We start from the raw sequence: 22,555 nt of genomic DNA, 5'->3' as shown, positions 1-22,555 counted from the left end.
ATTGCGCCACCCGACACCACATGGCGCCACCCGGCGTCGCGTGGCGCCCCCCGACGTCCCATGGCGGTGCCGCATGACGATGCCTGGCGTCACCTGTCGCGATGTGACACCACAGGGTGCCACTTGACGCCACACTCGCGCCTCCACGGCCGACATCGGCACGGTGACGCCACAAGAGCCTTGCGCATGGCGCCACAGTGATGCCACTATGGCGCCATGGACCTCACCCCGTACGTCGAGAACCTTCGCCGGGAACTCGCTGTGGCCGCCGAAGCCGGTGGCGATGAAGCTCGTGAGCTGGCCGAGAGACTCACCGCCCCTCTGGAGTCGGCGACCCGGCTGACCCTGCTCAACGTGCTCTCCGCCGCGACGGACGAGATCACTCGCGAACTCGCCCCCGGCTCGGTCGACGTACGGCTGCGCGGGCTCGACCCCGACTTCGTGGTGGCACTGCCACCCACCCACGACAGTGCGCCCGAGGAGCCGGCCACGGCCGTCGAACCGCTCACCAGGCCCCCGGCATCGGCCCCGGCAGACGGCGACGAAGGCGGCACCGCCCGCGTCAATCTGCGCCTGCCGGCCCACCTCAAGGCCCGCGCCGAGGAAGCCGCGAGCCGCGAGGGTCTGTCGGTCAACGCATGGCTGGTACGAGCCGTGGCAGCCGCAGTCGACGGCGGAACCCGGCCGCGCACGACGGAGAAGTCCAAGACCCTCGGACAGAGCTTCACGGGCTGGGTGCGCTAGCCGCCCCCAGCCCGTACCACGTCACCCACACCACGTCCCACCAGCGGGGACGCTCTGAGGACCCAAGAGGACGGGACAGCCATGCCTTCTTTCGACACTCCTGAAGCGGTCTCGGTCACGGCACGCGTGGAGGCCGGTTCCATCCAATTCACTGCGGGCGACCGCCTCGACACCGTCGTGGAGGTGCAACCCCGGAACCCCAAACGGGAGCCGGACGTGCGGACCGCCGAACAGACCGAAGTCACGTACGTGGGCGGCGTCCTGACCGTCTGGACACCCAAGGCCAACCTGTTCGGTCTCGGCCGCACCGGCGTCGTCGACGTGACCGTCGAACTCCCTATGGGCTCGCACGTCGACATGACCGGCGCCTGGGTCCAGGTGCTCGGCGAGGGCAGGCTCGGCGAGGTCTGTGTGAAGACCTCGGTGGGCGACATCCGCTTCGACGCCACCGGCCCGGTCAAGCTGACCGCGTCGCACGGCTCGATCACCGTGGACCGGGTGGAGGGCATGGCCGAGATCACGAGCAGCACCGGCGATGTGCGCGTCGGCACCATCGACGGTCCCGCGGTCCTGAAGAACTCGAACGGCACCACGACCGTCGGCGCCGTGACCGGCGAGCTGCGACTGAGCGGCACCAACGGCGGTAGCGACATCGCACGTGCCGAGGCGTCGGTCACGGGAACCGCGACCAACGGCTACCTGCGCTTCGGCGAAGTCAGCCAGGGTGAGGTGCAGTTGGAAACCTCCAACGGCGTCATCGAGGTGGGAATTCGCGAGGGCACCGCCGCCTGGCTCGACGTCAGCTCCCAGCGTGGACAGGTGCGCAACTCGCTCGCCACGTCCGAGGCCCCGGAACACACCGAGAACACCGTCAAGGTCCGAGCCCGCACCAACTGGGGCACCATCGACATCCGCCGCGCCAAGGCCTGAGCGCCGCGTCCTCGACCGGCCCCACTCCCCTCCCCTCCCGCTTCAGCCTTCTCAAGGAGGGCTCTCTTCTCAAGGAGGGCACCATGCCTTCATCTGTCATGTCCACGTCCACCCGTGATCACTCGTCACCCGCCGCCGTCTCCGCCGTCGGTCTGCGGAAGTCCTACGGCGACAAGACCGTCCTCGACGGCATCGATCTGCGCATCCCGGCCGGGTCCGTGTTCGCACTGCTCGGGCCGAACGGTGCCGGCAAGACCACCGCGGTCAAAATCCTCTCCACTCTCATCACCGCCGACGGCGGACAGGCCCAGGTCGCCGGCCACGACCTCGCCACCCACTCCCAGGCCGTACGCGCCGCGATCGGTGTCACCGGCCAGTTCTCCGCCGTGGACGGCCTGATCACCGGCGAGGAGAACATGCTCCTCATGGCGGACCTGCACCACCTGCCCAAGCGCGAGGGGAGGCAGGCCGCCGCCGAGCTGCTGGATCGCTTCGACCTCACCGAGGCCGCGAAGAAACCCGCCTCCACCTACTCCGGCGGTATGAAGCGCCGCCTCGACATCGCCATGACTCTGGTCGGCAACCCGCGCATCATCTTCCTCGACGAGCCGACCACGGGCCTCGACCCGCGCTCCCGGCACAACATGTGGCAGATCATCCGCGAGCTGGTCTCCGGGGGCGTCACCGCCTTCCTCACCACCCAGTACCTGGAGGAGGCCGACCAGCTCGCCGACCGGATCGCCGTCCTCAACGACGGCCGGATCGCCGCCGAGGGCACCGCCGAAGAGCTGAAGCGGCTCATCCCGGGCGGACACGTCCGGCTCCGCTTCACCGACCCGGCCGCGTACCGGTCGGCCGCCTCCGCTCTGCGCGAGGTCACCCGGGACGACGAAGCCCTCGCGCTGCACATCCCCAGCGGCGGCAGCCAGCGCGAACTGCGCGCCATCCTCGACTGGCTGGACTCGGCCGGCATCGAGGCCGACGTACTGACCGTGCACACCCCCGACCTCGACGACGTCTTCTTCGCCCTCACCGGCCCGGCCGGCACCGCCCACCAGCCCAACCAGCCCAACCAGCCCAACCAGCCCAACCAGCCCAACCAGCCCCAGGAGAACGCCCGATGAGTTCCCTCAGCCTCGCACTGCGCGACTCCTCCACCATGCTGCGCCGCAATCTCCTCCACGCCCGGCGCTACCCCTCCCTCACCCTCAACCTCCTGCTCACCCCGGTCATGCTCCTGCTGCTCTTCGCCTACATCTTCGGCGACACCATGAGCGCCGGCATCGGGGGCGGTGATGCCGACCGGTCCGAGTACCTCGCGTATCTCGTCCCGGGCATCCTGATGCTGACCATCGGCGGCACCACGATCGGCAGCGCGGTGTCCGTCGCGATGGACATGAACGAGGGCATCATCGCCCGCTTCCGCACCCTGGCGATCCACCGGGGGTCGGTGCTCATCGGGCACGTCCTCGGCAGTGTGCTGCAGTGCGTGGCCAGTGCTGTGCTCGTCGGGGCCGTGGCCGTGGCGATCGGGTTCCGGACCACGGACGCCTCCGTGCAGGAGTGGATCCTGGCGGTGGGGCTGCTGACGCTGGTCTCCCTGGCGCTCACCTGGATCGCCGTCGGCATGGGCATGGTCAGCCCGAACGCCGAGGCGGCCGGCAACAACGCGATGCCGCTGATGATCCTGCCGCTGCTGTCCAGCGCCTTCGTGCCGGTCGACGCGATGCCGGGCTGGTTCCAGCCGATCGCCGAGTACCAGCCCTTCACCCCCGCCATCGAAACCCTGCGCGGTCTGCTCCTCGGCACCGGGATCGGCCACAACGGATGGCTGGCGGTGATCTGGTGCGTGGGGCTGGCGGTGCTCGGCTACCTCTGGTCCACGTCTCTCTTCCATCGCGACCCGAAGTAGACACGGCGAGCCCCACTGCCAGGGCGGACCGGATCAACTGCTGCGGACGAAGACCTTGTTCCGGGTGGAGCCGCCGGCGCACAGCTTCTTCTCGTCGGCTGTCATGGAGCGGGACTTGACCACGACCGCGCTGTGCTTGCCGTCCGTACCGTTCGGAGCAGGGCCGGTGACGGTGTCGGGCACGAACCAGTAGTAGTGGCCCCACTTGGGGTCGTCGTAATGGGTCTGCCAGGTGCCGGATATCTGCTGCATCACCTGAGCACGGGAGATCCAGCCCACTTCTCCCGGCTTCACGGTCACGGTGAAGGAACTCGTCTCCGTGTGAGAGCTCTGCCAGGTGTAGTTGTAGGTCGCGGTCACACTCGCCGTGATGATGCCTTCGATGCCGCCGCCCACTGTGACCGAGCCTCCCACCGAATGGGAGGAGCCCACGGTGTCGGCCCATGACATCGACTGGGAGGCAGGTGACTCGGTGCAGTTGAAGAGCAGGTCGGAGACCTGGCGCGGCTCACCGAGATAGGTCTTGCCGAGTTGCGGGGAATTGAAGCCGCACTTGCCTTCTCCGGAAGCGCAGTCGGCCATGATCTGCTCCGCGGTGGGCTGTTCCCCGGCCGCGGCCGGCACGGCCGCCGTGATCACCCCGAGTGCGGTCACCGCCAACGTGAGCGTGCGGCTGCCGTACCGCAGGGTGTGCTTCATCGTCATCGTTGCTGCCTCTCGATGGTACGTGGGGGGGAAAGTGGCCACAATCACCCTTGTTCCGGCAGGGCTTGCGGTCACTCGTGATGTCCATGAGGCTCACGTAATCGACGGTCCAGCTACACCAAGAGATGGCAAAGTTGTAATTGATTTCAGAACTGATGAATGGCCAACTCTGCTCCCTCGACGCGACGTTGACCAAGACTTCATGTACGTCCACCCGGAAGACCGTTGACGCCACGATCAGTGCGTGGCACCAACGGCATGGCGAGGCAGATCAGTTGAGGGGTTCGAGCGTGAGATAGGCCTGGCGGGGGTTGCCGTCGTGGACGAGCGATTCATGATGGCCCACGTCGTCGAAGGCGAAGGCGTAAGCCTTTCCGTCCGCCATCTGGGCGTGAATCTTGCGCGCATAGTGGTTGGTGATGCTGTCCTTGTAGAAGTCGGTGGCGCCGGTATCGGGCTGGTTGGGGTTGACCAGCAGGGTGGAGCGGTTGAATCCGGCACACAGCGTGCGTGAGATCGGGCCGCGCACCTGGTCGTTCGGGGCGTCGAGCCGCCCGTGGCAGCCGAAGACGGAGGAGGCGTCCGGCTTCTGGAAACCGGCGACGACCGCTCCGGCGCTGTCGGTGAAGTTCATGACGCCGCCGGAGACCCGGCCGTAGTACTTGATGGCGGGCCGGTCGGCGAACGGGGTGACCGTCAGGGTCGAGGTGGCGTACCTCTGCCAGACGCGGTCGATGTAGTCGTCCATGACGGTGGCCGGCAGAGCGCCGGTCTCCAGACCGTACAGCGGCGACAAGGCACGCAGTACGGTGCCGTCCGGACGGGTCTGGATCAGGTTGGCCCAGCCTCCGGGCTGCCCCCTGAGGGCGTTGAAGAAGCCGTTGTAGCCACCGGTCTTGAGCCGTCCGGTGCTCGCGGTGCTGCCGTCGGCTCGCTGCACTCCCACGGCGTAGGGAGCGGAGAACATGTCGACCTGTGTGCTGTTGATCCACAGGCCCGAGTCGTTGAGCGTGTACTCCGACCAGTTGAACAGGATGTTCCGGTTGGGGTCGGTCGGGTTCTGCACGGCAGGCTGGACCAGGCCTCCGGTGGTGAGCTTGAAGATCAGTTTCTGGCCGTAGGAGAAGTACACGCGTCCGGAGAACTTCGGCATGCGGATCGTGGCCGACTGCCCTGCCGCCGGGCCCGGGATCGAGGCGTCGGGGGCGGGGGTCGGCGGGTTGCCGCCGGCCGGCCAGGGATGGAAGGTGCCGCCCGCGTCGGCCCAGCCCTGACGTCCGGTCGAGAGGTCCGTGCCGAGGTTGTAGACGTACAGCTGCTCGCCGCGGGCCGAGTTGTTGGTGATCTTCAGCGGGATCGTCGCCGGGACGGCGGCATGGGCCGGCGCACCCGTTCCGGTCGCCAGCAGTGAGCCGGCGAGGACCGTGGCCAGGGACAGCCCCACGGCTGTGGCCCGGCGCGTGAGAGTTCGCAACACGCTCTGCCTCCGTTCGACAGTCGACCGATTCTGAGAGCGCTCTCAGAGTTGCGCTTTGGTCCGTACCTGTCAATACATGGGGAGCGCTGGGTCAGCCCGGGCACCCGTCACGCAGGGATCCACGCAGGCAGGAGACGACGACCACGAAGGGCCATACCGACTGGAGGGTCGTCACGGCGCGCTCGGCGACACCGGCCGCGCCATGGAGGTGGAGCTCGATCAGGAACCAGGTCGCGCCGGCCGCCATGACGGCGGTCGCCCCCAGGGAGGGAAAGGGGCGCAGGGCCCACGGCACGGCGGCACCGGCCCGGGCGGCCAGCACGGGCCATGCCGCCAGGACAGCGAAGCCCACGGCGGCGACCGAACCGTGGCTCAGCGAACCACCGCTGCTCGGCGCCGGGAACACGGCCACCGCGAGCGCCGACACACCTCCGGCTGCCAGGGCCATCCGCCCCGCCGTCGCGGCCGGGCGCAGACCCCAGGCGGTCAGCAGGTGGCAGCACCCCAGGGCGACGAACGCCGCCGTCATCAGCCAGGACCCCGAGTTTCCGGGAGCCGCCAGGACGCTGATCGTCTGGGCGGCGGGGTCGTACGGGTGCCCCTGCAGCGTTGCCGCCAGCAGCCAGCCCATGATCAGGAAAACCGGGGCACACCCCGACGACACCAGCGTCCATGTCGGTACAGATCGCATCCGAACACCGTAAAGCCGGGTATCCGTGTCCCTGGGTTCCGTCCCGCGGTCCGCCTCACGTGGCGTAGTCGCACAGCCCGCTCCGCCCTGGAAGCGCACGATGGAACCGTGCGGCCGGGCTGTCGAAAGGTGATCGGGCATGGAGCTCACTCTCGTGGTGCTGATCATCGTCGTGGGTCTGACGTTCGACTTCACCAACGGCTTCCACGACGCCGCGAACGCGATCGCCACCTCGATCTCCACGAGGGCCCTGACGCCCCGCCTGGCGCTGGCCATGGCCGCGGTGATGAACTTCTGCGGCGCCTTCCTGGGAACCGGGGTCGCCCAGACCGTCGGCAGCGGCATCATCGGGGCGCCCGAGGCGACCTCCGGGCTGCTGCTCGTCCTGTGCGCGCTCCTGGGCGCCATCGGGTGGAACGTCTTCACCTGGTGGCGCGGGCTGCCCACCTCGTCCTCGCACGCCCTGATCGGCGGGCTGGTCGGTGCCGCGCTCGCCGCGTCCGCCACGGTGCACTGGTCGGGCATCCTGGACAAGGTCGTCCTGCCGATGCTGCTGTCCCCGCTGGTCGGCGTGGTGCTGGGGTACCTCCTGCACACGGGCATCCTGTGGGTGTTCCGGCGTTCGGCACCCCGGCGCACCATGCGGCGCTTCCGTGCGGCGCAGAGCGTCTCGGCGGCCGCCATGGGGCTGGGGCACGGGTTGCAGGACGCGCAGAAGACCATGGGGGTCATCGTGCTGGCGCTGGTCACGGCCGGCTGGCAGGACGACTTCTCGGTGCCGGTGTGGGTCATCGCCGCCGTGGCGATCGCCATGGCGGCCGGCACGTACACCGGCGGACGTCGCATCATCACCACCCTCGGGCGGCGCATCGTGCACCTCGATCCGCCGCGCGGGTTCGCCGCCGAGACCGCGGCCGCGGCCGTCCTCTACACGACCGCGTTCCTGGTGAAGGCGCCGATCTCCACCACCCAGACGATCACCGCGGCCATTCTCGGTGCCGGTTCCACCCGGCGCTTCTCCGCCGTACGCTGGCAAGTGGCCCGTTCGATCGGTACCGCCTGGATCCTGACCTTTCCCGGCGCGGGGATCCCGGCAGCGGCGCTCTATCTGCTCCTGCACGCCGCCACCGGTCTGTGATCACAACCGGAGGCCGTCCATGACCACTCTTCCCGGCCGTCCGTGGCCCGCGCAGTCGCCCGCCGGGGCCCCGGACGGCCTTCCGTCGCCCGGGCGCTTCGCCCATCTGCACCCGGACGACGGTGCCTGTCTGATGGAGGCCGCAGCCCTGCTGGCCTCCGGCCGGTTCACCGACAGCCCGGCCGGGACGCATCCGGCGCTCGCGGCCCTGGCCCGTGTGGTCAACGACAGTGTCGGTGACGGCGCCCGGCACGCCTTGTGGCCGCTGGCCGCCGACCTCGCGGACGCCCACCCCTCGGGCCGCGACTACGCACCGCTGCTGGTCGGCACGGTGGTGGAGGCGGCGCGCCTGGTGCGCCCCTCGTCGCGGCGTCTGGCGCGGTACGGCCGTGCATGCCGCCGGAGGGCGGGCAGAGTCACCCACGCGCCGGCGGGAGGTGCGGCGGCCCGGATGGCCGATCTGCTGTGGTGGCGCGGCCCGGGGCGTCGGCACCTGGAACACGCCCTCCGGGTGCTGTGCGCCGCCCCGGACGCCGAGCAGCGGCTGGCCGGGTTGTTGCGGCAGGCCGTGGCCCAGGCACGGGAGTACCCGGACGAACGGGCTCCGGGCAGGGAGGTTCCCTGCAACCGCTAGGCACGAGCGGCCGTCCTGCACGGCGCCATGATCCCCGCCGACATCGCCGGCCCCTCGGCCACACCGCTTCGCCGGCTGCTCGCTTCGCCTGGACCGAGACGCGGGCCTGCGCCGGTGTCCCGCTGTACGGCGGGCCTGTACGCGGCGGTGGGCGGTTACGTCTGCCGGGCCTGACATCTGTTCGACCTGGCGCTCGTGCGCTACCGGTGCCTGGGCGTTGCTCATCAGCGTGACGTCGGTGCTGGCGGCGGTGGGGCGGCGCACGGGTTCCGAGGCCTCACCGGAAGGGAGCTGGGGGCTTCCGGAAGCCGTGAAGTCGTCGCGGCGGCGTTCGCCTGAGTATCATCCTATGGACGTAAATCGGGTGATTTGCCTTCGCGGGTCGTCACCTACCGTGGCCACCCCCGCCGGAGTGATCCATGTCCCGCACCGGCACGACGGACGACGGCGACGAGCTGCTGACCCGGCTCGGGGCCCTGACGGCTCAGGCGCGTGCGCAGGCCGAGATGCAGAGGTCCCGGGTCGAGCTGGCGATCGCGCTGCAGCGCGGCATGTTGCCGCGCGACCTGCCCATGGCCCGCCGACTGCATCTGGCCGTGCGGTACGCGCCCGCCTACCGGGGCCTCAACGTGGGCGGCGACTGGTACGACGCCTTCACTCTGGGCGACGGCCGGATCGGTCTGTCCATCGGCGACGTCCAGGGCCACAACATCGAGGCCGCGGCCTTCATGGGGCAGGTGCGGGCCGGGCTGCGGGCACTGGCGTCGGTCACCAGCGATCCGGACGAGGTGCTGGCGCGGACCAACGATCTGCTGGTGTCCCTGGGCTCCGACCTCTTCGCCACCTGCACGTTCATGCGGCTCAACCCGTGTGCCGGCGTGCTGGAGAGCGCCCGGGCCGGGCATCTGCCCTGCGTCTGGGCCACAGCGGACGGGAAGTCCGGCCTCACCGAGGACGAGGGCGGGCCGCCCCTCGGGGTGCAGGCCGGGACGCGCTACCCGGTGACCCGCTACGAGCTCACCACGGGCGGCGTGTTCGTCCTGCTGACGGACGGTGTCGTGGAGGGGCCGTCCATGCGGCTGGAGGAGGGCCTCGACCAGGTGACACGCCTCGCGGGCATCGCGGCCGTGGCGGGCATGGACGTGGACGCCCTCGCGGCCGCCGTGATCAAGGGCGCCGAGCGCGTGGGGCACGACGACGACGCCGCCGTCCTGGTGGTCGGTCTCGACGGGCCGGACGCTCAGCCATAGGGCGGCACGACGCCCGCTCCCGCCTCGCCGAGGCGTCGGCCCCGGTGTCTCATGGCTGCTGTGGTGGGTAGCCAGGATCTGCGTACGCCGGTCGTCGTCGCTGTGCAGACGCTGGCGGTCGCCGCCTGCTACTACGTGTCCGCGCAACTCGGGCTGCTGCGGGAACTGGTCGTCGAGGGCGCGGTCGTCACCCCCATCTGGCCCCCCACCGGCGTCTCCGTGGCCTGCCTACTGATCCTCGGACTGCGCTGCTGGCCCGGGATCGCCTTGGGCGCCTTCTTCGTCATCCTGTCCCTCACCTCCCTGACACCCTCGGCCCTCTGCGTCCTGGCGGGCAACACGGCCGCCCCCGTGGCCGGGTACCTGCTGCTCCGGCGGGCCGGCTTCCGCACCGACCTGGCACGGCTGCGGGACGGTCTCGCGCTGGTCTTCCTGGGCGCCTTCACCGCCACGCTGATCAGCTCGACCACGGGCGCCGGCATCCTGATCGCCACGGACCGGATCGAGTGGCCCGGCTTCTGGGCGGTGTGGCTGGCCTGGTGGGTCGGTGACGCGATGGGCGTGCTCATCGTCACGCCGGTGCTGCTCCTGCTGTCCCGCGTGCGCCTCCCGCTGCCCCTGTCGCGCTGGAAGGAGGCCGCGGGGCTGGCGCTCATCGCCTGCTGCCTCGTGCCGGTGGCCGCGCACAGCTCGATCAGTCTGCTGTTCCTCGTCTACCCCCTGCTGATCTGGGCGGCCCTGCGGTTCCAGCTGGCGGGCAGCCTGCTGTGCGCTCTCTTCGCCTCGGTCATGACCACGGTGGCGGCGACCGACCGCGTCGGACCGTTCGAACGGCTCAGCCGGGTCGAGGTGATGATGAAGCTGCAGGCCTTCAACGGGGCGATGGCGCTCACGGCCCTGATCCTCTCGGCGGTGATCACCGAGCAGATCTACACACGGCGCTCCGTGGAGCGCGCCTGCCAGGAGCTCGTCGAGGTGCTGGAGCACCTCACCGCGGGCGAGACGGCGGACGGCCGGACACCCGTGGAGGACGGCGGGCTTCGGCGACGGCCGGACGAGTGACCACCGCCCCGCTGATCCCCAGGACCTAGGCTGGGCGTCATGAGCCAGGTCGACGTGCTGCAGCTGCTGGTCTCGCCCGCTCACCGACTGGCCGGGCGGCCGTCCGACGGGCCCTCCCCCGGCCCGTCCGACGAGCGCGTCACCCGGGTGGAGGTACGCCGTGAACTGGGGCTGGTCGGCGACCGCTACTACGCCCGGCCCGCCCACCGGAACGCGACGGTGACCATGATGGCCTCCGAGGGCCTCCCGGCCGACGCCGATCTGCGGCACACCCGGCGGAACATCCTGCTCAGGGGGGTCGACATCGACTCCTGCGTCGGTGCGACGATCTCCCTCGACTGCGGTACCGGGCCGGTGGTGTTCGCCGTGAAGCGTCCCGCGCGGCCCTGTGCCTGGATGGACGTGACCATCGGCCCGGGCGCGCAGCGAGCCCTGCGCGGCCATGGCGGTGTGCGGTGCACGCCGCTGAGCGACGGGGTGCTCACGCTCGGCCCGGCCACGTTCCGGGTCGTGGCCGGGGCCGACACGGGGTCCTGAGGTGCCCTGGGGCGGTCAGCCGCCCGACGGTGGTGTGCGGATGGCGGCGATGTCGAGTTGCAGGCGCACCTTCTCGCTCACCATCGCGCCGCCCTCGGCCAGCCTGCTGTTGTAGGTCAGACCCCAGTCCGAGCGGTTGATCGTGGTCGTGCCGTCGAAGCCGACCCGGTCGTAGCCGAAGGGGTCGGTGACATTTCCGATGTACGTCATGTCGAGCACCACCGGGCGGGAGACGCCTTTGATGGTCAGCTCGCCCGACATGCTGAACAGGTCGGCGCCCGTCTGCTCCACCGCCGTGCTGGTGAAGCGCATTCGCGGATAGGTCGCGGCATCGAGGAAGTCACGGCCGACCAGATGCGCATCCCGCTGTTCCACACCGGTGTCGACACTGGAGGTGAACAGAGTGATGTCGGCCCGTGACCGTGCGGGGTCGTGCGCGTCGAAGTAGAGGCGACTTTCGTACTCCAGGAAACAACCGCGCACGGTGGTCACCATGGCATGCCGGACGGAGAAGCCGATCCTGCTGTGCGCGGGGTCGACGACCCATTCACCGGACAGATTCGCCAGGTGAGGGTCCGGCAGCACGGCAGTGGAGGATGCCGGTGCGCCGGTGGGGCGCTGTGGGGGGAGCGGTGCCTGCCGGCGGGACGGCACAACGCGGTTGAACAGGTTCATGATTCATCTAGGTACTTGAGTTTGCTTTTGGCCGCAAGTCCTCTTCCGTTTTGCGGCTGTTGAGAACGAGCCCCTGCCCCCTTTTGCCGCCGCTTCGCACAGAATCCACACACGGCTGTCGCGGCGCATCACCGAAACAACCATCCGAAACTCCAGGAATTTTCATTTCGGGCATTTCGGCGAATCGGTCTTACGTCGCCTCTATCGCGAGGTCGTTGTCGACGGTGTAGTAAGGGCGAAGAGTGCGGCCGTCCGCTTCGATCGGCGGATAGACGTACACGTGCTTGCGGTCCGCCACGTCGTCGAGCAGCCGGCCGAGCCTGACGGGCCGTCCCTCGGCGGTGGGACGGACGAAGACGTCCCAGATCCGGGTCGCTTCCCCGCCGTCGCCCCTCAGGTCCCCGGGACCGGCGGTGAAGGAGAAGCCCCTGCCGTCGCCGTCGAGCCGGGGGACGATGGTGCGTACGGTGTCGGTGCCCCGCAGGCGCAGGCGTACGGTGGCGTCCTCGCGGAGCCCGGCACCGTGCAGACGGGCCGTGACCGTCATGGTCCGGTCCGTGAGGTCGATGCCGCGGGCCTCCGCGTGGGCGGTGCGCCGCCATGCCCTGAGGGCCAGGAAGCCGTCCTTCGTGGCGTACGGGATCCGGACCGCGACCGGCGAGGGGCGGTCGCGCAGATGGCCGTCGACGAGGGTGCGCAGGTCCCGCAGGCCGGGGCGCAGCCGTCGGCGCTCGGCACCCGGTTCCGGCAGCAGGTACACGTCCCAGCGGCCCTCGTCGAGGACCGGGCGCGGTTCCAGTACGGCGTGCCGGTGGCCGTCGGCCCGGTCGGTCTCCAGATCGAGGACGTGGACGGTCGTCTCGGGCAGGCCCTTCTTGGGCCGCAGCCGAAGGAGCAGCCGGGGGTGTTCGTCGGAGGTCGGCGGCAGCCGGAAGGTGATCCGGCCGTCGGCGTCGATCGTGCAGTGAGCCCGCAGGTGGGTGTCGTGCTGCGGGCCCGGCATCGCACTCTCCGGGCCCTCGCGCGGCGTGCTCGTCGGTGCGCCCTCGTGCGACGCGGCCGGCATCGTGCCACCGTGCGGCGCGCTCGGCGTCGTGCCCTCGTGCGTGCGGGTCGACTTGTCTTCCGGGGTGCTCATCGGCGTCCCTTTCGTATCGAGCGCAGTACGCCGGCGGCAGCGGCCTGGGCGGCGTCGCGGGCCGCGTGCCCCCGGCCGGCCAGGGGGCTGTGGGTGCGGTGGTCCTGCGGGGCGGCCGGGCGGCCGGTGCTCCTGGCCGCGGCGGCGGTTTCCAGCAGGCGTTCGGCCTGCGCGACGACGGGGCCGGGGGCGAAGCGGCGCGCGTTGTCCAGGGCGGCTCGGCTCATGCGGCGACGCCGCTCGTCGTCGCCGACGAGTTCCAGCAGGGCCGCGGCGAGCGCGTCACGGTCCCCGACCGGTACGAGCCGGCCGTCGGTTCCGTCCTCGATGATCTCGCCGGGGCCGTAGGGGCAGTCCGTGCTGACGACGGGCAGCCCGCAGCGCATCGCCTCGACGATGGTCATGCCGAACGGCTCGAAGTTGGACGCGGCCGCACCGATCGATCCCTTGGCCCATTCGGCCTCCATGGGGGTGGCGGCCCCCATCAGGAACACGTTGTTCCACAACCTGAGCCGCTCGATGAGCCGGCGCAGGTTGGCCTGCTCCTCGCCCTTGCCGTAGATGCGCAGCTGCCAGTCCGGGTGCGCCGCGGCGACCTGGGCGAACGCCTCGATGAGGAGGTCGTAGCGCTTGACCGGCACCAGGCGGCCCGCGGCGATCACCACCTTGGCCGTGCTGTCCGCGGGAGGCAGGCCGGGGTCGGGGACGCTGTTGGGGAGGGCCTCCACGTGGACGCCGGGCAGCCACATCTTGCGCCGGTAGGCGGCCGCGTCCGCTTCCGTGACCGTGGTGATCACGTCCAGCCGGCGATAGGCGCGGCGCAGGGCGGTGCGCAGCCGCGGCGAGTGGTTGTCCAGCGTGAGGTGCTCCTGGCCGACACGCAGGACGTGCTGCGGGGCCTGGCGGGCGATGTGCACGTTGAGGCCCGGGCGGGTGCCGATGACGGCATCGGCGTCGAGCCCTTCGAGGCACTCGCCGATGCGCCGGTCGGTCAGCTCGCTGTACTGGTGGTGACGGTACTCGGCGGGCGGGAACACCTTCGCCGGTCTTTGGTGCAGCGGGTCGTCCGCCTCCTTGCGCAGGTCCACCAGCGCCCGCAGCCGCACTCGTGGGTCCAGGACGAGGTGGGGGCGTTCCCGGTGACGTAAAGCGGAGACGATCTCCACGTCGTGCCGCTCGGCCAGGGCCCCTGCCAGGTTGAACGTGGTGGTGATCGTGCCTCCGATTCCGTAGGCGTTGTGGATCAGGAAAGAGATCTTCATGGTGGCCTAGACCGTGCCAACGCCCCGTTCGTTGTTCGTCGTTATCACTCTGTGGCCGGGCCGGGCGGGAGGCCGGTTTCGCCGATTCCGGAATGATCTCGGACATAAGTGGTCTGGGCCATATCGGTTTGCCTCCGATGTGTGGATAGCTGGATGTGTTTGCCCGCAGCAGCGTCGCGTCACGGGTGCACCCTCGTATCGATCTTCAGGAGACCCATGCGCCCCCGTACAGCCCTCGTCCCACGTATCACCTCCCTCCCGCCCGTCGCCCTGGCCGGTGGTGCGCTGGCCGTGGGGGTCGGCGGTCTGTATCTCGCCGGGCTGGTCCTCACGGGCGGCCACATCGACTCCGGGACGACCGTGCGCGGGGTGGACATCGGGGGGCTGAACCGCGCGGAGGCGGTGGCGCAGCTGGAACGAAAGCTGGGGGCGGCAGGCAGCAGGGAGCTGCGCGTGAAGGTCGGTGACCGCACCGGCAGGGTCGATCCGGAGCGTGCGGGCCTGTCCTACGACATACAGGAGACCGTCGACCGGGCAGCACGCACCGGCGCCGATCCGTTCAGCGTGTTCGGCGGGTTCTTCCGCTCGGGTGGCGACATCGAACCGGTGGTACACCTCGACGAGGGCAAGGCCCGCACGGCCCTGGGGCACCTGGCGAAGGGGCTCGACCAGAAGGTCAGGGACGGTGCCGTGACCTTCGACGACGGGCGGGTGAAGACCGTCGCACCGCGGACCGGGTACGCCCTGGACGTGAACGCCGCGGTCCGGCCCCTGCGCGAGGCCTTCCTGCGGGGCGGCACCGGTACGGCCACTCCCCTGCCCGCCCGCGAGAGCCGGCCGAAGATCACGGCCGACGAGGTACAGCGGGCGGTGCGCACCTTCGCGGAACCGGCCGTGTCGGGCCCCGTCACGCTCACCGCGGCCGGCAAGCGGTTCACCGTCGGCCCGGACACCCTGGGCGAACATCTGACCATGCGGCCGGACGGCAACGGCAGGCTCGGACCGGAACTCGACGCGAAGGGCCTGCGCGCCGAGCCCGCCGTGTCCGGCCCGCTGAACGACATCACCACGACCGCCGAGAACGCGAAGCTGCGGCCGGAGGGCGACAAGGCGGTGGTGGTCCAGGACGCCACGGTGGGCCGGTCCGTCACGGACAAGGCCCTGGGGAAGGCCGTACTGCCCCTGCTCACCCGGTCGGGCGCCGACCGCAGCGGCGAGGTGGACGTACGCCGGACCCAGCCGGAGGTGACCCGGGAGAACGTCGCGCGGCTGGGGCTGACGGAGACGATGTCCTCCTTCACCGTCCACTTCGAACCGGCCGAGTACCGCACGAAGAACATAGGCCGGGCCGTGCAGCTCATCAACGGCTCCGTCGTCGAGCCGGACGAGACCTGGAGCTTCAACCGGACCGTCGGTGAGCGCACCAAGGCCAACGGCTTCATGGACGGCATCATCATCCTCGACGACAAGTTCACCAAGGCCTCCGGCGGCGGGGTCTCGTCCGTGGCGACGACCGTGTACAACGCGCTGTTCTTCGCCGGGGTCAAGCCCGTGGAGCACGGAGCGCACTCGTTCTACATCGAGCGCTACCCGGAGGGCCGCGAGGCGACGGTCGCCTGGGGCAGCCTGGACCTGCGGTTCACCAACGACTCCGGCAAGGCCATCTACATCCAGGCCGAGTCCACCGACACCTCCGTCACCGTCTCCTTCCTCGGCACCCGCAAGTACGACGAGATCAAGTCCGTCACGGGTCCGCGCACCGAGGTGAAGCAGCCGGAGAAGAAGGTGAGCCACGACAAGGAGTGCGTGCCGCAGACACCGCTCGAAGGCTTCGACGTCACCGTGGAGCGGGTCTTCTACGACGACGGCCGGGAAGTGAAGCGGGAGCCGTACCGCACGCACTACACACCGCGTGACGAGATCGTCTGCGAGTGATCCACTCCCCGGTCGTTTCCCTCCAACTCTCCCTTTCGCACCAAGCGTTGACCCTGCCCCGGAGCGCCAGCACAATGAGCGACCATCGATTGAGAGCGCTCTCAAGGGAGATCCATGACTGGCAGACAGGGCCCGGCGCTCAGCCGGCGTTCGCTCATCGGTGCCGGACTCGGCATCAGTGCCGCAGGGCTCACCGCCGCCTCGAGGCAGGCCTTCGCCGCCGGCTCCACCGGGTCCCGCCCCGCATCGGCCCCGGCCCGGGGGCACGCCTTTCTCGCAGCCGCCGTGGACGCCTACCCCGACCACGGCGACCTCCGCCTGACGCAGAGCTACACCGACCAGGCCGGGCTGTTCAGCACCGCGTTCACCTACGACAACGCCCTCGCGCTCCTGGCCCACCTCGCGGCCCGCACCCCCGCCGGCCTGACCAGGGCCGCGGCGCTGGGCGACGCCCTGCTCCACGCCCAGAGTCACGACCCGGCGTACGACGACGGCAGGCTACGGCAGGCCTACAACGTGGGGCCGTACACCTTCTACGACGGCTCACTCCAGCCCGACGGCTTCGTGCGGGCCGACGGCACCGCCAATGTCGGGACGCAGTTCGGCTTCACCGGAACGGCCGTGGGCGACATGGCCTGGGCGGGCATCGCGCTCGGCGCCCTGGCCCGTCGCACCGGCGCGCGCCGCTTCCTCGACGGTGCCGTGCGGATCGGCGAGTGGATCGAGCGGACCGGCCGGACCGATGAGCCCCTCGGCGGTTACAAGTTCGGGGTGGACGGGGCGAATCAGAAGCTGCCGTTCACCTCGACCGAGCACAACACCGACCTGCTCTGCCTGTTCGGCCGGCTGGCCCGGCTGACCGGTGACCGGGTGTGGCTGGAGCGGCGCGGGCGGGCCGAGGCCTTCGTGCGCCGGATGTGGGAACCGGCCGGGGGCTTCTTCTACACCGGCACGAACGACGGTGTGACGGTGAACAGGTCCCCGATTCCGGAGGACACGCAGACCTGGACGCACCTCGCCCTCGCCTCCCGCCGCCACTCCCGTTCGCTGGACTGGGCCGTGGCCGAGCTGGCCGTCCTGGACCACTCCGGGCGCACGAACAGCACGGTGCCCGCAGGGCAGTCGTACAAGGGGGTCACCTTCAGTTCGGCGAGCCTCCTCGCGAACGAGGGCACGCCGATCGCCGACGGCCGGCCGAAGCCCGACCGCAACGGCGTGTGGTTCGAGGGGACGGCGCATCTCGCGCTCGCGCTGCGCGATCGCGGGGCGCGTGCCGACGAGGCGCGTGCCAGGCGTCTGCTCGCCTCGATCGAGCGGGCGCAGGAGTTGCTGGGCGACGACCAGACCGTCGGGGGGAGACCCCTGCCCGAGCGCAGCGGGGTCGTGTCCGCCAGCAGCCCGCTGGATACGGGCTTCGGCTTCGGTTACTACCCGTACCGGCACACCGGGGCGACGGCCTGGTACCTGATGGCCGCGGCTCGGTTCAATCCGCTCCGGGTCTGACGGAACGGCCCGGTCCGCCGTCGTGTGCGGCGGACCGGGCCGGCTGTCCTCAGGCGAGGCGGTGGACCGCCTGGGTCGTGAGCTCGTAGCGGGCGCCGACGATCGCCAGCTTGCCGGTGCCGATCCTGGCGGCGAGTTCGGGTTCCGCGGCCAGCCGGGAGCGCACGAGCCGGACATTGGCGCTCACGGTCGCGTCGATCCGGGCGTCCCCTTCCTGGCCGTGGTCTATGGCGGGGCTTATCTGGTCGACGAGGTACTGCATGTGGGCGGGCAGTCGCTCTTGGGACTGCTCCGCCGACACCGCGGCGCGCACCGCGCCGCACGACTGGTGGCCGAGCACGACGACCAGCGGTATGCCGAGCTCCAGGACGCCGTAGGCGACGCTGCCGAGCACGGCCTCGTCGAGGACCTCGCCGGCGGTGCGCACGGTCATCAGGTCGCCCAGGCCCTGGTCGAAGACCAGCTCCGGGGGCACTCGCGAGTCGATGCAGCCGAGCACGACCGCGAAGGGGTGCTGTGCGGTGGCCAACGTCCGCCGGATGGCCGGGTTCTCGTGCGGGTGGCGTTCCCGGAAGGCGCGCCAGCGGCGGTTGCCCGCGGCCAGTTCCCTCAGGGCCTCGTCCGGGGTGCCGGGGCGTGGCTCCGCGGGTCCGGAGCCGGCGGGCGCGGCGGTGGCCGGGCGCGCGGCACCGAGACCCGCGCCCAGGGCCGCGGCCCCGGTCAGCGCGGTGCGCAGAAGGGTCCGGCGGACGGTACCGCCGGCGGGGGGCCGTGAACCGGCGAAGGGGTGCGGTTCAGGGCCGGTGCCTCTGTGGGAGGTGGCATGTGAGTTCACGGGCCAGAACGTATGCCCGAATGCGCGGACGGCCGCCGTCCTTGCCGTTTCATGGTGAGAGTTGGGTAAGTGATGTTCTTACCTTGAACGCCTTTTGACGATCTCTCAGGCAACTGACAGGACGCCCGGGCCTCCCGGCCCGGGCGTCCTGTCATGCGGGGGTGATCAGACCAGGTCGAACCGGTCCAGGTTCATGACCTTGACCCAGGCCGCGACGAAGTCGTTGACGAACTTCTCCTTCGCGTCGTCGCTCGCGTAGACCTCGGCCAGCGCGCGCAGCTCGGAGTTCGAGCCGAAGACCAGGTCGGCGCGGGAGCCGGCCCACTTGACCTCGCCCGTGGCGGCGTCGCGGCCCTCGAACGTGGTCTGGTCCTCGGACGTGGACTTCCAGGAGATGCCCAGGTCGAGCAGGTTGACGAAGAAGTCGTTGGTCAGCGAGCCGGGCGTCTTGGTGAAGGCGCCGAGCTGGGACTGCTGGTAGTTGGCGCCCAGCACCCGCAGGCCACCGACCAGGACGGTCATCTCGGGGGCGCTCAGGGTGAGCAGGTTGGCGCGGTCGAGCAGCAGGAACTCGGCCGGCAGGCGGTTGCCCTTGCCGTGGTAGTTGCGGAACCCGTCGGCGGTCGGCTCGAGCGCCTCGAAGGACTCGGCGTCGGTGTGCTCCTCCGTCGCGTCCACACGGCCCGCGGCGAAGGGGACCTCCACCTGGAAACCGGCTTCCTTGGCGGCCTTCTCGACCGCGGCGGTGCCGCCGAGGACGATCAGGTCGGCCAGGGAGACCTTCTTGGCGCCGGCGCCGGAGTTGAACTCCTGCTGGATGCCTTCCAGGACCCGCAGGACCTGAGCCAGCTCGTCGGGCTCGTTGACCTCCCAGCCGCGCTGCGGCTCCAGGCGGATGCGGGCACCGTTGGCGCCGCCGCGCTTGTCGCTGCCGCGGAAGGTGGACGCCGAGGCCCAGGCGGTGGACACCAGCTGCGAGACGGACAGGCCCGACTCGAGGAGCTTGGTCTTGAGGGTATCGATGTCGCCGTCGTCGATGGTCTCGCCCTCGGCCTCCGGCAGCGGGTCCTGCCACAGCAGGGTCTCCGCCGGGACCTCGGGGCCGAGGTACAGCGACTTCGGGCCCATGTCACGGTGGGTCAGCTTGTACCAGGCGCGGGCGAAGGCGTCCGCGAACTCCTGCGGGTTCTCGTAGAACCGGCGGGAGATGGGCTCGTAGATCGGGTCGAAGCGCAGCGACAGGTCCGTGGTGAGCATCTTCGGACGGTGCTTCTTCGAGGAGTCGTGCGCGTCCGGAACGATCTCCGGGGCGTCCTTGGCCACCCACTGGTTGGCGCCGGCCGGGCTCTGCTCGAGCTCGTACTCGAACTCGAAGAGGTTCTTGAAGAAGCCGTTGCTCCACTGGGTCGGCGTGGCGGTCCAGGTGACCTCCAGGCCGGAGGTGATGGCGTCGCCGCCCTTGCCGGTGCCGTAGGTGCTGCGCCAGCCCAGGCCCTGCTCCTCCATGGAGGCGGCCTCGGGGTCGGCACCGACGTTGTCGGCCGGGCCGGCACCGTGGGTCTTGCCGAAGGTGTGGCCGCCGGCGATCAGGGCGACGGTCTCCTCGTCGTTCATCGCCATGCGGCGGAACGTCTCACGGATGTCGCGGGCCGCGGCGATCGGGTCCGGGTTGCCGTTCGGGCCCTCGGGGTTGACGTAGATGAGGCCCATCTGGACGGCGCCGAGCGGGTTTTCCAGCTCGCGGTCGCCGGTGTAGCGCTTGTCGTCGAGCCAGGTGGTCTCGGGACCCCAGTAGACGTCCTCCTCGGCCTCCCAGACGTCGGCGCGGCCGCCGGCGAAGCCGAAGGTCTCGAAGCCCATCTGCTCCAGGGCGACGTTGCCGGTGAGGATCAGGAGGTCGGCCCAGGAGATGGACTGGCCGTACTTCTTCTTGACCGGCCACAGCAGACGGCGGGCCTTGTCGAGGTTGCCGTTGTCCGGCCAGCTGTTGAGCGGGGCGAAGCGCTGCTGGCCGGCGCCGGCGCCGCCGCGGCCGTCGCTGATGCGGTACGTACCGGCGCTGTGCCAGGCCATACGGATCATCAGCGGGCCGTAGTTGCCGAAGTCGGCGGGCCACCAGTCCTGCGAGCTGGTCAGCACCTCGGCGATGTCCTGCTTGACGGCGTCGAGGTCGAGGTTCTTGAAGGCCTCGGCGTAGTCGAAGTCCCCACCGAGGGGGTTGGCGACCTCGGGGTTCTTGGCGAGGATCTTCAGGTTGAGCCGCTCGGGCCACCACTGGCGGTTGCCACCGCCCTGGGTCGGGTGCAGGGCGCGGCCGTGGGCCACGGGGCAACCGCCTCCCGTCTCCTCCGACTTGGAGTCGGTGACGATCGCGTCGTGGTTCTCAGTCATGGAAATCCTTCCGGACGGGGTGGATCACGGTGCTCGGGTGGATCACGTGCTCGGGAACGCTCGGGTGGATCGGGTACGCGAGAACGCTCGGGGGGGGCACGCGCTCGGGTGGATCAGGTACTGCGGGCGGTGGAGCAGGCGGGGCACAGGCCCCAGTAGATGACCTCGGCCTCGTCGACGGCGAAGCCACGGTCGTCGGACGCGGTCAGGCAAGGGGCGTGGCCGACCGCGCAGTCGACGTCGGCGACGGCTCCGCACGAGCGGCACACGAGGTGGTGGTGGTTGTCGCCGACCCGTCCCTCGTAGAGCGCCGGGCTGCCGGGTGGGTCGAGGCGGCGTATGAGCCCTGCCGCGGTGAGGGCGTGCAGCCCCTCGTAGACGGCTTGGACGGAGATGTGGCCCACGCGGCCGCGCACCTCGGAGGCGATCGCCTCGGCGCCGAGGTGGTCACCGTCCCGCACGGCCTCGAGCAGCGCGACACGGGCGGCCGTCACCCTCAGGCCTGCACCTCGCAGCTCCTCGGCGGTGGTCGGGTTCCCGGTTGCGGTCATGGGATCAACCTAGCCACACAAACACGATTGATTCAAGAAAACGAACGGTTCAATTTTGGTGTCGGGAGTGTGAGGGCTTGCGGGGCGGCTTACTTGAGGCATGTGAGCTCAGTCACAGCGACATGATGGCCCCCTCGCGGGCGCCGGGTGTCGCGCACCGCCGTGCCGCTTCGCGGGCCACGCATCCGGCGAGGTCACGCACCTGACGAGGCCGGGCGTCCGGCGGTCAGACGTCCGGCGAGGTCAGGCGTCCGGCGAAGTCAGGCGTTCGAGCTGGGCGGCGGCTGTCGCGGCCCTGCGGCCGGCATCGCGGGCCCGGCGGTCGGCGGTGCGCGACCGCTCCCGGGCGGCCCGTTCGGCGAAGCGGGCCTGCTGGTGGTCGCTCCTGGCGCGTTCCAGCTCCTCGGTGAGTTCCTCCACACGCTGCTGCGCGCCGTCGACCTGCTGTTTCGCCTCCGCCGCCGCCCGGCCCGCCGTCTCCGCCTCGTCCTGCAGCTCCCGCAGCTCGCGCTCGGCGGCCTCGGCGTCCTCGCGGGCCCGGTCCAGTCGGCGCCGCTGCTGCTCGCTCGCCTTCCTGCCCGGGCGGGAGGGCGCGGGCGCGGGTGCGGGGCGCGGCGGCCGGGCTCCCTCGGCGACGGCGGGGAAGCCGACCGTCGCGCTCAGCGGCTTGGTCAGGCGACCGCCGGCCCAGGCCCGGGCGGCATCGGGATCGGCCAGCACGGCGTGCAGGGTGTTCTCGACCTCACGCTGCACGCTCTCGCCGATCGGATGCCCGGCCTCCTTCGCGAGCCGGCGCGCCTGCATGGACAGGGCCCGGATGAGTGCGTGCTGCCGGCGGCTCAGCTCGCGCAGCTGTGCGCCGTCCAGGTCCTGGTGGGCCTGGCGCAGCCCCTCCCCCAGGCGCAGCAGGGGCTCGACCTCACCGGGGCTGCTGCGGACCAGGAGATTGCTGACCCAGGCGGCGAGGCTGGGCTTGCGCAACGCGCGGATCCGCTCGGCGAGTTCCCGGTCGCCGGCGGTGCGGGCGGCGGCCATGGCGGAGGCGCGGGCGGCGGTGAACTCCTCCGGGCGCAGGGTGTACAGCTCGTCGACCACTGAGTCGTAGTCCATGGCCACCCCTTTCGCGGTCCAGGGGCACCCCACTCGCGTCCTTCGCGTGGAAGAACCGCTGATGACCCGTTTTCG

The 22,555-nt window shown here is 70.6% G+C and carries 21 protein-coding genes; 11 read left to right on the top strand and 10 right to left on the bottom strand.

The window, feature by feature from the left end:
• Nucleotides 1-216: 216 nt before the first annotated feature.
• From FDO69_RS26770 to FDO69_RS26755, 4 genes are all read left to right on the top strand, one after another.
• Nucleotides 217-744, top strand: coding sequence for a toxin-antitoxin system HicB family antitoxin (locus FDO69_RS26770; protein WP_104782452.1), 528 nt, complete (start codon nt 217-219; stop codon nt 742-744).
• Nucleotides 745-825: 81 nt separating this feature from the next.
• A complete protein-coding gene (locus FDO69_RS26765; protein ID WP_104782450.1) occupies nt 826-1,674 on the top strand; it encodes a DUF4097 family beta strand repeat-containing protein in 849 nt (282 codons plus the stop codon).
• Between the two features lie 83 nt (nt 1,675-1,757).
• The gene (locus FDO69_RS26760; RefSeq protein ID WP_234388116.1) at nt 1,758-2,798 is read left to right on the top strand and encodes an ATP-binding cassette domain-containing protein; all 1,041 of its coding nucleotides are present in this window, start codon (nt 1,758-1,760) and stop codon (nt 2,796-2,798) included.
• Nucleotides 2,795-3,586 carry an ABC transporter permease gene (locus FDO69_RS26755; RefSeq protein ID WP_104782446.1) on the top strand — a complete coding sequence of 264 codons (792 nt, stop codon included), beginning with the start codon at nt 2,795-2,797 and terminating at the stop codon, nt 3,584-3,586. The genes FDO69_RS26760 and FDO69_RS26755 overlap by 4 nt, the downstream gene beginning before the upstream one ends.
• Nucleotides 3,587-3,619: 33 nt before the next feature.
• Here the strand turns inward: FDO69_RS26755 and FDO69_RS26750 are convergent, their stop codons facing one another.
• The 3 genes from FDO69_RS26750 to FDO69_RS26740 all read right to left on the bottom strand — a co-directional run bounded on the left by FDO69_RS26750 (nt 3,620) and on the right by FDO69_RS26740 (nt 6,459).
• Nucleotides 3,620-4,291 carry a hypothetical protein gene (locus FDO69_RS26750; protein WP_104782444.1) on the bottom strand — a complete coding sequence of 224 codons (672 nt, stop codon included), beginning with the start codon at nt 4,289-4,291 and terminating at the stop codon, nt 3,620-3,622.
• A gap of 271 nt (nt 4,292-4,562) precedes the next feature.
• Nucleotides 4,563-5,768, bottom strand: a complete 1,206-nt coding sequence (locus tag FDO69_RS26745; protein ID WP_104782442.1) for a glycoside hydrolase family 64 protein — start codon at nt 5,766-5,768, stop codon at nt 4,563-4,565.
• Between the two features lie 91 nt (nt 5,769-5,859).
• Entirely contained in the window at nt 5,860-6,459 is a 600-nt protein-coding gene (locus tag FDO69_RS26740) for a DUF998 domain-containing protein (protein WP_104782440.1), read from the bottom strand.
• A 139-nt stretch (nt 6,460-6,598) separates the two neighbouring features.
• On the opposite strand from FDO69_RS26740, the gene FDO69_RS26735 reads away from it, so the two are divergent.
• The 5 genes from FDO69_RS26735 to FDO69_RS26715 all read left to right on the top strand — a co-directional run bounded on the left by FDO69_RS26735 (nt 6,599) and on the right by FDO69_RS26715 (nt 11,080).
• Nucleotides 6,599-7,597 carry an inorganic phosphate transporter gene (locus FDO69_RS26735; protein ID WP_104782438.1) on the top strand — a complete coding sequence of 333 codons (999 nt, stop codon included), beginning with the start codon at nt 6,599-6,601 and terminating at the stop codon, nt 7,595-7,597.
• 19 nt (nt 7,598-7,616) lie between these two features.
• A complete protein-coding gene (locus FDO69_RS26730) occupies nt 7,617-8,231 on the top strand; it encodes a hypothetical protein (protein ID WP_104782436.1) in 615 nt (204 codons plus the stop codon).
• 419 nt (nt 8,232-8,650) lie between these two features.
• Nucleotides 8,651-9,481, top strand: a complete 831-nt coding sequence (locus FDO69_RS26725) for a PP2C family protein-serine/threonine phosphatase (protein ID WP_104782433.1) — start codon at nt 8,651-8,653, stop codon at nt 9,479-9,481.
• 51 nt (nt 9,482-9,532) lie between these two features.
• A complete protein-coding gene (locus tag FDO69_RS26720) occupies nt 9,533-10,543 on the top strand; it encodes an MASE1 domain-containing protein (protein WP_170320946.1) in 1,011 nt (336 codons plus the stop codon).
• 39 nt (nt 10,544-10,582) lie between these two features.
• Complete coding sequence (locus tag FDO69_RS26715) at nt 10,583-11,080, top strand: molybdenum cofactor biosysynthesis protein (protein ID WP_104782427.1); 498 nt, start codon at nt 10,583-10,585, stop codon at nt 11,078-11,080.
• Between the two features lie 15 nt (nt 11,081-11,095).
• Here the strand turns inward: FDO69_RS26715 and FDO69_RS26710 are convergent, their stop codons facing one another.
• The 3 genes from FDO69_RS26710 to FDO69_RS26700 form a co-directional block, all read right to left on the bottom strand.
• The gene (locus FDO69_RS26710) at nt 11,096-11,755 is read right to left on the bottom strand and encodes a YceI family protein (RefSeq protein ID WP_104782425.1); all 660 of its coding nucleotides are present in this window, start codon (nt 11,753-11,755) and stop codon (nt 11,096-11,098) included.
• 190 nt (nt 11,756-11,945) lie between these two features.
• Nucleotides 11,946-12,758: a transferase gene (locus FDO69_RS26705; protein WP_104782736.1), complete on the bottom strand. Its 813-nt coding sequence runs from the start codon at nt 12,756-12,758 to the stop codon at nt 11,946-11,948.
• Between the two features lie 131 nt (nt 12,759-12,889).
• A complete protein-coding gene (locus FDO69_RS26700; protein WP_104782423.1) occupies nt 12,890-14,155 on the bottom strand; it encodes a glycosyltransferase family 4 protein in 1,266 nt (421 codons plus the stop codon).
• A 216-nt stretch (nt 14,156-14,371) separates the two neighbouring features.
• On the opposite strand from FDO69_RS26700, the gene FDO69_RS26695 reads away from it, so the two are divergent.
• Together FDO69_RS26695 and FDO69_RS26690 are read left to right on the top strand one after the other, a co-directional pair.
• Complete coding sequence (locus FDO69_RS26695) at nt 14,372-16,090, top strand: VanW family protein (protein ID WP_104782421.1); 1,719 nt, start codon at nt 14,372-14,374, stop codon at nt 16,088-16,090.
• A gap of 114 nt (nt 16,091-16,204) precedes the next feature.
• Nucleotides 16,205-17,593: a Tat pathway signal sequence domain protein gene (locus FDO69_RS26690; RefSeq protein ID WP_104782419.1), complete on the top strand. Its 1,389-nt coding sequence runs from the start codon at nt 16,205-16,207 to the stop codon at nt 17,591-17,593.
• Between the two features lie 49 nt (nt 17,594-17,642).
• On the opposite strand, the gene FDO69_RS26685 is transcribed toward FDO69_RS26690, so the two are convergent.
• From FDO69_RS26685 to FDO69_RS26670, 4 genes are all read right to left on the bottom strand, one after another.
• Entirely contained in the window at nt 17,643-18,428 is a 786-nt protein-coding gene (locus FDO69_RS26685) for a carbonic anhydrase (RefSeq protein ID WP_104782417.1), read from the bottom strand.
• Nucleotides 18,429-18,593: 165 nt separating this feature from the next.
• Nucleotides 18,594-20,819, bottom strand: coding sequence for a catalase/peroxidase HPI (gene katG / locus FDO69_RS26680; RefSeq protein ID WP_104782414.1), 2,226 nt, complete (start codon nt 20,817-20,819; stop codon nt 18,594-18,596).
• Nucleotides 20,820-20,932: 113 nt separating this feature from the next.
• Complete coding sequence (locus FDO69_RS26675; RefSeq protein WP_053668911.1) at nt 20,933-21,370, bottom strand: Fur family transcriptional regulator; 438 nt, start codon at nt 21,368-21,370, stop codon at nt 20,933-20,935.
• A gap of 243 nt (nt 21,371-21,613) precedes the next feature.
• On the bottom strand, nt 21,614-22,480 hold the full coding sequence (locus FDO69_RS26670) for a hypothetical protein (RefSeq protein ID WP_104782734.1): 867 nt from the start codon (nt 22,478-22,480) through the stop codon (nt 21,614-21,616).
• Between the last annotated feature and the right edge of the window lie 75 nt (nt 22,481-22,555).

This window comes from Streptomyces tibetensis (genome assembly GCF_007655005.1).
Taxonomy (GTDB): Bacteria; Actinomycetota; Actinomycetes; order Streptomycetales; family Streptomycetaceae; genus Streptomyces; species Streptomyces tibetensis.
Note: the sequence above shows the minus strand (reverse complement) of the source record. Positions and strands in the feature narration are given on the sequence as shown.

What these genes read in the sequence shown, in the direction of transcription:
- FDO69_RS26755 (WP_104782446.1), top strand. Translation starts at nt 2,795, where the DNA reads ATGAGTTCCCTCAGCCTCGCACTGCGCGACTCCTCCACCATGCTGCGC.
- FDO69_RS26700 (WP_104782423.1), bottom strand. Translation starts at nt 14,155, where the DNA reads ATGAAGATCTCTTTCCTGATCCACAACGCCTACGGAATCGGAGGCACG.
- FDO69_RS26765 (WP_104782450.1), top strand. Translation starts at nt 826, where the DNA reads ATGCCTTCTTTCGACACTCCTGAAGCGGTCTCGGTCACGGCACGCGTG.
- FDO69_RS26730 (WP_104782436.1), top strand. Translation starts at nt 7,617, where the DNA reads ATGACCACTCTTCCCGGCCGTCCGTGGCCCGCGCAGTCGCCCGCCGGG.
- FDO69_RS26770 (WP_104782452.1), top strand. Translation starts at nt 217, where the DNA reads ATGGACCTCACCCCGTACGTCGAGAACCTTCGCCGGGAACTCGCTGTG.
- FDO69_RS26715 (WP_104782427.1), top strand. Translation starts at nt 10,583, where the DNA reads ATGAGCCAGGTCGACGTGCTGCAGCTGCTGGTCTCGCCCGCTCACCGA.
- FDO69_RS26720 (WP_170320946.1), top strand. Translation starts at nt 9,533, where the DNA reads ATGGCTGCTGTGGTGGGTAGCCAGGATCTGCGTACGCCGGTCGTCGTC.
- FDO69_RS26735 (WP_104782438.1), top strand. Translation starts at nt 6,599, where the DNA reads ATGGAGCTCACTCTCGTGGTGCTGATCATCGTCGTGGGTCTGACGTTC.
- FDO69_RS26695 (WP_104782421.1), top strand. Translation starts at nt 14,372, where the DNA reads ATGCGCCCCCGTACAGCCCTCGTCCCACGTATCACCTCCCTCCCGCCC.
- FDO69_RS26725 (WP_104782433.1), top strand. Translation starts at nt 8,651, where the DNA reads ATGTCCCGCACCGGCACGACGGACGACGGCGACGAGCTGCTGACCCGG.
- FDO69_RS26760 (WP_234388116.1), top strand. Translation starts at nt 1,758, where the DNA reads ATGCCTTCATCTGTCATGTCCACGTCCACCCGTGATCACTCGTCACCC.
- FDO69_RS26670 (WP_104782734.1), bottom strand. Translation starts at nt 22,480, where the DNA reads ATGGACTACGACTCAGTGGTCGACGAGCTGTACACCCTGCGCCCGGAG.
- FDO69_RS26710 (WP_104782425.1), bottom strand. Translation starts at nt 11,755, where the DNA reads ATGAACCTGTTCAACCGCGTTGTGCCGTCCCGCCGGCAGGCACCGCTC.
- FDO69_RS26740 (WP_104782440.1), bottom strand. Translation starts at nt 6,459, where the DNA reads ATGCGATCTGTACCGACATGGACGCTGGTGTCGTCGGGGTGTGCCCCG.
- katG (WP_104782414.1), bottom strand. Translation starts at nt 20,819, where the DNA reads ATGACTGAGAACCACGACGCGATCGTCACCGACTCCAAGTCGGAGGAG.
- FDO69_RS26675 (WP_053668911.1), bottom strand. Translation starts at nt 21,370, where the DNA reads ATGACCGCAACCGGGAACCCGACCACCGCCGAGGAGCTGCGAGGTGCA.
- FDO69_RS26690 (WP_104782419.1), top strand. Translation starts at nt 16,205, where the DNA reads ATGACTGGCAGACAGGGCCCGGCGCTCAGCCGGCGTTCGCTCATCGGT.
- FDO69_RS26750 (WP_104782444.1), bottom strand. Translation starts at nt 4,291, where the DNA reads ATGACGATGAAGCACACCCTGCGGTACGGCAGCCGCACGCTCACGTTG.
- FDO69_RS26705 (WP_104782736.1), bottom strand. Translation starts at nt 12,758, where the DNA reads ATGCCGGGCCCGCAGCACGACACCCACCTGCGGGCTCACTGCACGATC.